The 9,122-nt window shown below is 45.1% G+C and carries 8 protein-coding genes; 6 read left to right on the top strand and 2 right to left on the bottom strand.

All coding sequences use genetic code 11. The annotated features are described in order from the left end of the window. Positions 1 to 43: 43 nt before the first annotated feature. Together gppA and rhlB are read right to left on the bottom strand one after the other, a co-directional pair. The gene (gene gppA, locus AB4274_RS18605; protein ID WP_017081537.1) at positions 44 to 1,537 is read right to left on the bottom strand and encodes a guanosine-5'-triphosphate,3'-diphosphate diphosphatase; all 1,494 of its coding nucleotides are present in this window, start codon (positions 1,535 to 1,537) and stop codon (positions 44 to 46) included. Between the two features lie 6 nt (positions 1,538 to 1,543). Beyond that, positions 1,544 to 2,854, bottom strand: coding sequence for an ATP-dependent RNA helicase RhlB (gene rhlB / locus AB4274_RS18600; RefSeq protein WP_372112894.1), 1,311 nt, complete (start codon positions 2,852 to 2,854; stop codon positions 1,544 to 1,546). A 111-nt stretch (positions 2,855 to 2,965) separates the two neighbouring features. Here rhlB and trxA point away from each other — a divergent pair, with 111 nt between their 5' ends. The 6 genes from trxA (at position 2,966) to fre (ending at position 8,798) form a co-directional block, all read left to right on the top strand. Next, the gene (gene trxA / locus AB4274_RS18595) at positions 2,966 to 3,292 is read left to right on the top strand and encodes a thioredoxin TrxA (protein WP_010440700.1); all 327 of its coding nucleotides are present in this window, start codon (positions 2,966 to 2,968) and stop codon (positions 3,290 to 3,292) included. A gap of 200 nt (positions 3,293 to 3,492) precedes the next feature. After that, positions 3,493 to 4,752, top strand: a complete 1,260-nt coding sequence (gene rho / locus AB4274_RS18590; RefSeq protein ID WP_017062978.1) for a transcription termination factor Rho — start codon at positions 3,493 to 3,495, stop codon at positions 4,750 to 4,752. Positions 4,753 to 4,862: 110 nt separating this feature from the next. Next, positions 4,863 to 5,858: a hypothetical protein gene (locus AB4274_RS18585; protein WP_017059249.1), complete on the top strand. Its 996-nt coding sequence runs from the start codon at positions 4,863 to 4,865 to the stop codon at positions 5,856 to 5,858. A gap of 98 nt (positions 5,859 to 5,956) precedes the next feature. Next, complete coding sequence (ubiD, locus tag AB4274_RS18580) at positions 5,957 to 7,798, top strand: 4-hydroxy-3-polyprenylbenzoate decarboxylase (RefSeq protein ID WP_372112892.1); 1,842 nt, start codon at positions 5,957 to 5,959, stop codon at positions 7,796 to 7,798. Further along, positions 7,795 to 8,064, top strand: a complete 270-nt coding sequence (locus AB4274_RS18575; protein WP_008224727.1) for a 2Fe-2S iron-sulfur cluster-binding protein — start codon at positions 7,795 to 7,797, stop codon at positions 8,062 to 8,064. The genes ubiD and AB4274_RS18575 overlap by 4 nt, the downstream gene beginning before the upstream one ends. A gap of 20 nt (positions 8,065 to 8,084) precedes the next feature. After that, the gene (fre, locus tag AB4274_RS18570) at positions 8,085 to 8,798 is read left to right on the top strand and encodes an NAD(P)H-flavin reductase (protein ID WP_017059251.1); all 714 of its coding nucleotides are present in this window, start codon (positions 8,085 to 8,087) and stop codon (positions 8,796 to 8,798) included. Positions 8,799 to 9,122: the final 324 nt, after the last annotated feature.

The raw sequence follows: 9,122 nt of genomic DNA, 5'->3' as shown, positions 1-9,122 counted from the left end.
GCCGCGATGAACCTTTTTTAATTTCTAGCGTCAGATACTAATATCAGAGGCATTCAATATTCAATGGCCAGCCAATATCGGTTTGTCTATTCGACTCGATCTCTAGCTCAGCAGCGGTCAGCGGGTTGTCTGCTAGCCATTGCTTAGAAAGCGTTAAGGTCAGGTTGTTACCATCGGTTGCAAGCTTAAACTCAGGCTCTAGCGCTGGATTGCGACGGTGGGTCAGCAAAATAGCTAAACGCAGAATTCGTAAAATACGCTTGCTGCTGGTGCCTGAAATTGCATGTTGCTCTGGCAATGAGGTTAACTGTTCACGGTAGCGACGTGTTAACTCACCCAAGTAGTGCTTTTGCGCTCGAGTAAAGCCTGGCAGGTCTAAGTTCTGCAGTAGGTAAGCGCTGTGCTCGCCGCCTTTTTTGAAATCGATGGTTAAACCAATCTCATGAAGCTTAGCTGCGGTTTGCAATAGCACGCCAGCTTGAGGTTCTGAAACCCACTCTTCGGCGCCCGCTTGCTCTAACAGAGTTTGTGCGACGACAGCAACTTGTTCACCGTAGCTTACGTCCATTTGGTAACGTGATTGCACGCTCTTGATGGTACGCGCACGAATATCTTCTTGGCGAAGTTCATCCACCATCTCGTAGGCTAGGCCTTCACGGAGTGCGCCGCCTGCGAGTGTCATTGAATCTATTTCAAGTAGCTCAAAAATAGCGATAAGAATAGAAAGGCCACTCGGGAACACTAATGCACGCTCTAGGGTTAATCCTTCTATTTCTAGCTCTTCCAAGCGCTCAGTAATCATGGCTTGTTTCTGTAAACGCTTAAGCTTGGCATGAGTAATGACTTCATCCATGCCTTGCGCCAACATGATTTCTTGCAGTGCTTGAACGGTACCACTGGCGCCAACACACACATCCCATCCGATATCAGTGTAGCTATCTAGAATAGGAGCCAACGTAGACTTAGCCGCTTCAATGGCATTGTTAAAGTTGGTTGCGGTTAATTGGCGATCTTTAAAGTGGCGCTCAAGCCAGGTAACACAGCCCATCTTCAGGCTAGTTAGAGCTTTCGCTGAGAAGCCTTCACCTATGATCATTTCGGTGCTTGCGCCACCAATATCAACGACCAGTCGGCGGCCGCTGCCACCAGAAGTGTGTGCTACGCCTTTATAGATAGTTGCAGCTTCTTCTTCACCAGAGATAACATTGATGTCGTAACCAAGGATCTGGTTCGCTTTCTCTAGAAATATATCCACATTGATAGCGGTACGTAGGGTCGCTGTACCCACAATGCGGATATTTTCTTTCGGAATATCTTGCAGTCGCTCTGCAAAGAGACTCAAACAGTCCCAACCGCGCTGCATAGCTTCTGTACTAAGCGCATTATTTTCATTTAAGCCTGCTGCTAAACGCACTTTACGCTTAATCTTAGCCATAGTTTGTACGCTGCCATCGATGTGACGCACAACGAGCATATGAAAACTGTTCGACCCGAGGTCGATTGCAGCATAAAGCGGGGGTGACACTGTTTGACTCATAAGCGACTAAGCTTCCTTGTTATGACGCGGTTGGCGTGGGCGACGGTTCTGGTTTGGTTTACGGTTACCGTTGCGTGGGCCATTGTTGTTTGAGCGGCGTTGTTGCGGGTTACGTGTACGTAAGCGCATCGGTGCTGGCAGATCTTCTAGTAGTGCAGAAGCATCGTAGTCAGACATTGGGATAGCATGCTCAATGTATTCTTCGATTGGTGGCAAGTTGATTGCGTAATCTTCACAAGCAAAGCTGATCGAGTGACCGCTTTCACCAGCACGACCTGTACGACCGATACGGTGAACGTAATCTTCGCAATCATCAGGTAGGTCGAAGTTGAATACGTGTGTTACTTGAGGAATGTGTAGGCCACGAGCTGCAACATCAGTTGCGACAAGAAGGTCAACATCACCTTTGGTGAACTGCTCAAGAATTTTTTCACGTTTCTTCTGAGGAACATCGCCAGTTAGCAGGCCTACACGGTGACCATCGGCAGCCAAGTGGCCCCAAACTGATTCACATTTGTGCTTCGTGTTAGCGAAGATGATTGCGCGATCTGGCCATTCTTCTTCGATTAACGTTTGTAGAAGAGCCATCTTATGTTCGTTAGAAGGGTAGAACAGTTCTTCTTGAATGCGGTGACCTGTTTTACGCTCAGGCTCAACAACCACGTGCTCTGGGTTGTGCATGTGTTCGAACGCTAGCTCTTGTACGCGGTAAGACAATGTCGCAGAGAACAGCATGTTCAGGCGATCTTTTGGCTCAGGCATACGGCGGAACAAGAAGCGGATGTCTTTGATGAAACCAAGATCGAACATGCGATCAGCTTCGTCAAGAACAACAGCTTGAATGTGGTTAAGGTTAAATACCTTCTGCTTGTAGAAATCGATGATGCGGCCAGTCGTACCAATTAAGATATCTGCGCCTTCTTCGATTTTACCTAGTTGCTTGTCGTAGCTTTCGCCACCGTAAGCAAGTGCTGCCTTGATACCTGTGCTTTCAACCAGAGAGTCAGCATCGTTGTAGATCTGAATCGCGAGTTCACGCGTTGGTGCCATAATAATCGCACGTGGCTGGTTAGGCTTACGCCCTTCATGCTCAGATGTTTTTAGCAGGTGGTTAAAAGTAGCAGTAAGAAACGCAAGCGTTTTACCAGTACCCGTTTGGGCCTGGCCTGCAATGTCTTGGCCGGTGAGCAGTACCGGGAGCGCCAAGGCTTGGATAGGGGTACAATAATCGAACCCTTTTTTCTCCAATCCTTCAATGACTTGCGGAAGTAAATCCAAGTCGGCGAACTTTTGCTCTGTGATATGCGTCTTTTTCATTGCTATAGAATATCAGCTTAAGCTTGCAATACGAAAGTAAATACATTCCAATAGGGCATCTATTTACTGGTTATCATCCAACCAGTTCTAAAAAATACATTGGAGTGGAAGATGAGTGATAAGATTTTGCAGCTAACTGATGACGGTTTTGATAACGATGTAATCAATGCTGCAGGCCCTGTTCTTGTTGATTTTTGGGCAGAATGGTGTGGTCCATGTAAAATGATTGCGCCGATTCTTGATGAAATCGCAGACGAGTACGAAGGCAAGCTCACAATCGGTAAATTAAATATCGACCAAAATGCTGGTACTCCACCAAAGTTTGGTATTCGCGGTATTCCAACGCTACTTCTTTTCAAAGATGGCGGCGTAGCAGCGACTAAAGTTGGTGCATTATCTAAAACTCAACTTAAAGAGTTCTTAGACGCTAACCTTTAATCAGGTCAGCATTTGAAAAGAAACCGTGCAGTTAACAAATGCGCGGTTTTGTTTTTTCTAAGCTATGGACTAGTCTTAGTTTTAGTGCTAATTTATCGCACGTTAATTGAACGAATTTCTCTTCTTGGTCGATCCTGTGACCAAATCCTTCTTAACTTAAGAAAACAGATCCTATTTTGACTAAACAAACTTCCACCACTATGAATCTTACTGAACTGAAGAACAGACCTGTGTCTGAGCTTGTTAAACTTAGCGAAAGCTTAGGTCTTGAAAATCAAGCTCGCCTAAGAAAACAAGACATTATCTTCTCCATCCTTAAAGCGCATGCAAAAAGTGGTGAAGACATCTTTGGTGATGGTGTTCTAGAAATTCTTCAAGACGGTTTTGGTTTCCTACGTAGCGCCGACAGTTCATACCTGGCTGGCCCAGATGATATCTACGTATCACCAAGCCAAATTCGTCGTTTTAACCTACGTACAGGTGACTCTATTGGCGGTAAAATCCGTCCACCTAAAGACGGTGAGCGTTACTTTGCACTGCTTAAAGTAAACACGGTTAACTACGACAAGCCAGACAACGCACGTAACAAGATTCTTTTCGAAAACCTTACTCCTCTTCACGCTAACGAACGTATGGTGATGGAAGCGGGTAATGGTGCAACTGAAGATATTACGGCTCGTATTCTTGACCTTGCATCTCCAATTGGTAAAGGTCAGCGTGGTCTGATTGTTGCTCCGCCTAAAGCGGGTAAGACAATGCTTCTGCAAAACATTGCTCAAAGCATTGCACGTAACCATCCTGAGTGTGAACTAATGGTTCTACTTATCGATGAGCGTCCAGAAGAAGTAACAGAAATGCAGCGTCTAGTTAAAGGCGAAGTAGTTGCTTCAACATTCGATGAGCCAGCATCTCGCCACGTACAAGTTGCAGAAATGGTTATCGAGAAAGCGAAGCGCCTTGTTGAACACAAGAAAGATGTAGTTATCCTACTGGATTCTATTACTCGTCTAGCTCGTGCTTACAACACTGTGATTCCTTCATCAGGTAAAGTTCTTACTGGTGGTGTTGATGCGAATGCTCTACATCGTCCAAAGCGTTTCTTCGGTGCGGCACGTAACGTAGAAGAAGGCGGTAGCTTAACGATCATCGCAACAGCACTGGTTGATACTGGTTCTAAGATGGATGAAGTTATCTACGAAGAATTCAAAGGTACAGGTAACATGGAACTGCACCTTAACCGTAAGATTGCTGAAAAACGCGTATTCCCAGCGATTGATTTCAACCGCTCTGGTACTCGTCGTGAAGAGCTTCTTACCAAGAACGATGAACTACAGAAGATGTGGATACTGCGTAAGATTGTTCACCCAATGGGCGAAATCGACGCAATGGAATTCCTTATCGACAAGCTAGCAATGACGAAAACGAACGATGAGTTCTTTGACGCAATGCGTCGTCAGTAATATTGATTAGCTGATCGTATTTAATAAGCGCTGCCCTCGGGTGGCGCTTTTTATTTGCATTTTGTAGCGCCAGCTTGCAGAATGAGCAAAAGTGTTACAAGGACGTTAAAATGCAACATGGACTGTTGTCATCATTACTCCTGTCTACTTCACTGTTATTTTCACCGGTTGGTATGAGCTATGCCACCGAGATGTCTCCACTTACAGTAGAGTCTTGGCTTGAGAATGATCAAGTAAAACTGAAAACTGCTGAACTACTAGAGCTTGTCGTACGTGACGAAGTCAATTCGCTACGCTTTGCGCTTGAGCGCCTGACATTTCCCCAGCAAGAGGTGGCTCGTTACCAACTCTTGAAGAAGCTTGAACAGCAAAAAATCGTACTCACACCCAAGATGTCTATCTTCATCGAGCAGCAACTTGCTATCACGCCCACTTATCAAGTCTTAGAACGTGGCGATGGCTATGAGTTTACGGTACCTGCCTTTAATTACCCTTCAATTGCTAATCGCCTTATTAAACAATGGCGTCAAGATCAGAAGACATTGGTATTTGTGCTAGATGCAGAGAAACAGGAACTCGACCTAAAAGAGTGGTTATCTGGATCTGAACATCAAGTTCAAACGCGAGAAGCGTTGCTCATTAGAGAGCTAGACAGTTTGTCTCCTGAAGCGGTTGATTACCTAACTAAGCAACTCACCGCATCTTCTATTGTTAGTTGGTTACCTTCTACTGAGGTGGTGGTTCGATTAGCGCAAGTGAGCGAAGACCCAGAGGTTTACAAAATTCTATGGCGAATGAAGGCCGATTATCATAGCCAAGCTGAGCTAGTTCGCCTTGCTGAAACCAAACAAACGTTCGCGCTTGAACAGGTGATGGCAGCGACTAAGAACCCGCGTTTGAAAGATGAAGCGATTACTTTGCTTACCAAAGTTAACCCGTTATCAGAAGAGGTGAAGCTGTTCCTTGTCTCTAGGATGGCGATTGCCGATGAAGCGCCATTAGTCGCCCGTGAATTAGCCAAACAAGGTCATACGCGATGGTTGCAAGATCTTGTAAATGATAACCCTCAGGTGAAGAGCTCTTTGATCGAGCAAGCATTACCGTAAAGTGGATTTTGCCTCTCAATAACCACACTAAAAAGGGGGATCTCAGCGTCACCCTTTTTGATATACTGAGCGCAGAATAATCAGCATGTAGAAGTCCTATGAGTTTTAAAGATTTACGTGATTTTATCGACCATCTTGAAAGTATTGGTCAGTTGAAACGCATTTCTCACCCAGTCGATCCAGACTATGAAATGACCGAGATTAGCGACCGTACTCTACGTGCTGGTGGCCCGGCTCTTTTGTTTGAAAACCCAATAGGCTATGACATACCTGTTTTAACCAATCTATTTGGTACACCTAATCGTGTGGCTATTGGTATGGGTCGTCAGGAAGTGAAAGAACTGCGTGAAGTGGGTAAGTTGTTAGCTTATCTAAAGGAACCTGAGCCACCAAAAGGCTTTAAAGATGCTCTTGATAAACTGCCGGTGTTTAAGCAAGTCTTAAATATGCCAGCTAAACGTCTTCGTAAAGCGGCATGCCAACAAGTGATATGGCAGGGTGATGACGTCGACCTAGATAAAATCCCCGTGATGAGCTGTTGGGCCGACGATGTCGCGCCATTGCTAACATGGGGATTAACGGTTACTCGCGGTCCTAATAAGAAACGCCAAAACTTAGGCATCTATCGCCAGCAAAAAATCGGCAAGAATAAAGTCATTATGCGTTGGTTAGCCCACCGTGGCGGAGCGCTTGATCTGCGTGATTGGATGGAAACTAACCCAGGTAAACCATTCCCAGTTTCTGTAGCGTTTGGAGCAGACCCTGCCACTATTCTTGGTGCGGTTACGCCAGTGCCGGATACTTTATCGGAATACGCGTTTGCAGGCTTACTACGCGGTAGTAAAACTGAGGTTGTTAAATCAATCAGCAATGATTTAGACGTTCCTGCAAGTGCGGAAATCGTGATGGAAGGTTACATCGACCCGAATGAGTTCGCGGACGAAGGGCCTTACGGAGATCATACTGGTTACTACAACGAGAAAGAAAAGCACCATGTGTTCACTGTTACTCATGTAACCATGCGCGAAAACCCTATCTATCACAGCACCTATACTGGCCGTCCACCTGATGAGCCTGCGGTATTGGGTGTTGCGTTAAATGAAGTGTTTGTTCCTATTCTTCAAAAGCAGTTCCCAGAGATTGAAGATTTCTATCTACCGCCTGAAGGTTGTTCATACCGAATGGCAGTAGTAACCATGAAGAAGCAATACCCAGGTCACGCTAAGCGAGTGATGATGGGTGTATGGTCTTTCTTACGCCAATTCATGTACACCAAGTTTGTATTGGTGTGCGATGAAGATGTAAATGCACGAGACTGGTCTCAAGTGACCGCTGCTATGTGTGAACATATGGATCCGTCACGCGATAGCTTGATGATAGAGCACACGCCAATCGATTCATTGGATTTTGCATCACCCGTGGTTGGGTTAGGTTCTAAGATGGGTCTAGATATTACTAAGAAGTGGGACGCAGAGTTAGCGTTATCGCCAGATGTCCAAACAGCACCTGTAAATAGTGAACATATTGAGGGTAGCTTGGCTGAGTTAACCAAGGTTCATCCTGAAATTATTGATGTTCACCTGCAAAACGACAATGCCAGCATGGTTGTGGTGTCTATTGATAAGCAAGCTGCCGGTAATGGTAAGAAAATCATGGAAGCGGTTTGGTCTCAATTTGATGAGAACAAGTTTGTTATCGTGTGTGATGGCGATGTCAATGTGAGTGATTGGAATGACATCATTTGGGCTGTAACGACAAGAATGGATCCGGCGAGAGATACGTTATTCCTGCAGAACGAAACTGGACACTCAAAAATGGGTCTCGATGCGACCAATAAGTGGGAAGGTGAATGCCTGCGTGAGTGGGGTGTACCAATCACAAAAGATCCTGATGTTGTGAAAAAGATTGATAGCATCTGGGAACAGCTAGGAATTTCATGAGCTACCAAGTAGTCTTATACCCAGAAAACATCAGTTTCACAGTAGAAAAAGGGCAAACGGTCTTGGATGCTGCGCTCAACAGCGATATCTATTTCCCAAACCGTTGCCAAGTTGGCGCATGCGCAATGTGTATGTGCAAAAAATTAGAAGGGCAAGTGAGTTACCACCTTGAACCCATGCTCACAGAGAAAGAGCAGCAACAAGGCTGGATTTTTGCTTGCCAAGCATTTGCAGAAAGTAATTTAGTTCTAACCTTTGCCGATTAAGGGTTAGTAAGAGGAAGAACATGACTATTAAATGTAAAGTGAAGTCTATCGAGCCTTTGGCTTGTAATACTTACCAAATCCTACTTCACCCAGAAACACCGGTCGCTTTTAAAGCGGGCCAGTACCTGATGGTTGAAATGGGCGAGAAAGATAAGCGCCCATTCTCTATCGCAAGTAGCCCTTGCCGCCACGAAGGTGAGCTTGAGCTGCACATTGGTGCTGCCGAGCACAACGCTTACGCACTAGAAGTGGTTGAAGCGATGAAGAAGGCACAAGCTGAAGATGGCGATATTGCGATTGATGCTCCACACGGAGATGCTTGGATCAAAGAAGAAAGCGATCGCCCTCTATTACTTATTGCTGGTGGCACGGGTTTCAGCTACGTGCGCTCTATTCTTGATCACTGCATCGCGCAAAATAGCTCGAAAGAGATCTACCTATACTGGGGCGCAAAAGATGAGTGCCAGTTATATGCTAAAGAAGAGTTGGTTGGCATTGCAGAAAAGCATAGCAATGTGCACTTTGTACCGGTAGTAGAAGAAGCACCGGAAGTTTGGCATGGCCAAACAGGTAATGTGCTTGAGGCTGTTATGCAAAGTTTCGAATCATTAGCTGATTTCGATATCTATATTGCAGGTCGTTTTGAAATGGCGGGCGCTGCAAGAGACCTATTTACTCAGAATAAAGAAGCAAAGCGTGACCATATGTACGCTGATGCTTACGCATTTATCTAACAATACCCTTAGATTTTGAGCAAAAAGAGAGCAGAAATGCTCTCTTTTTTACGTTTAGGTGAACTATTAGGCAGTTAACCCCTATTTATTCATTTTTCATGAAAAAGTAGTTGCTAAGCTGAGAGGGTTCCCTATAATGCGACACCACTGAGACGGCAGACGCCACAAGGCTTCAGCAAGAATCAGTAAGACGGAAAGCGACAAAAAATTAATTTTCAAAAAGTGTTTGACACTGAATGTTAATTCGCTAGAATGGCCGTCCACTTCGAGAGGCTCCTTACTTAAAAGGAACGCTCAAGAAGTTAAGCTCTTTAACAATTTAAA

This window comes from Vibrio sp. 10N.261.55.A10 (assembly GCF_041470825.1).
Taxonomy (GTDB): Bacteria; Pseudomonadota; Gammaproteobacteria; order Enterobacterales; family Vibrionaceae; genus Vibrio; species Vibrio crassostreae_C.
This window is presented reverse-complemented; position numbering and strand designations above follow the sequence as displayed.

Bases quoted from the DNA above. Each gene is read 5' to 3' on its own strand.
- gppA (WP_017081537.1), bottom strand. From the start codon at position 1,537: ATGAGTCAAACAGTGTCACCCCCGCTTTATGCTGCAATCGACCTCGGG.
- rhlB (WP_372112894.1), bottom strand. From the start codon at position 2,854: ATGAAAAAGACGCATATCACAGAGCAAAAGTTCGCCGACTTGGATTTA.
- trxA (WP_010440700.1), top strand. From the start codon at position 2,966: ATGAGTGATAAGATTTTGCAGCTAACTGATGACGGTTTTGATAACGAT.
- rho (WP_017062978.1), top strand. From the start codon at position 3,493: ATGAATCTTACTGAACTGAAGAACAGACCTGTGTCTGAGCTTGTTAAA.
- AB4274_RS18585 (WP_017059249.1), top strand. From the start codon at position 4,863: ATGCAACATGGACTGTTGTCATCATTACTCCTGTCTACTTCACTGTTA.
- ubiD (WP_372112892.1), top strand. From the start codon at position 5,957: ATGAGTTTTAAAGATTTACGTGATTTTATCGACCATCTTGAAAGTATT.
- AB4274_RS18575 (WP_008224727.1), top strand. From the start codon at position 7,795: ATGAGCTACCAAGTAGTCTTATACCCAGAAAACATCAGTTTCACAGTA.
- fre (WP_017059251.1), top strand. From the start codon at position 8,085: ATGACTATTAAATGTAAAGTGAAGTCTATCGAGCCTTTGGCTTGTAAT.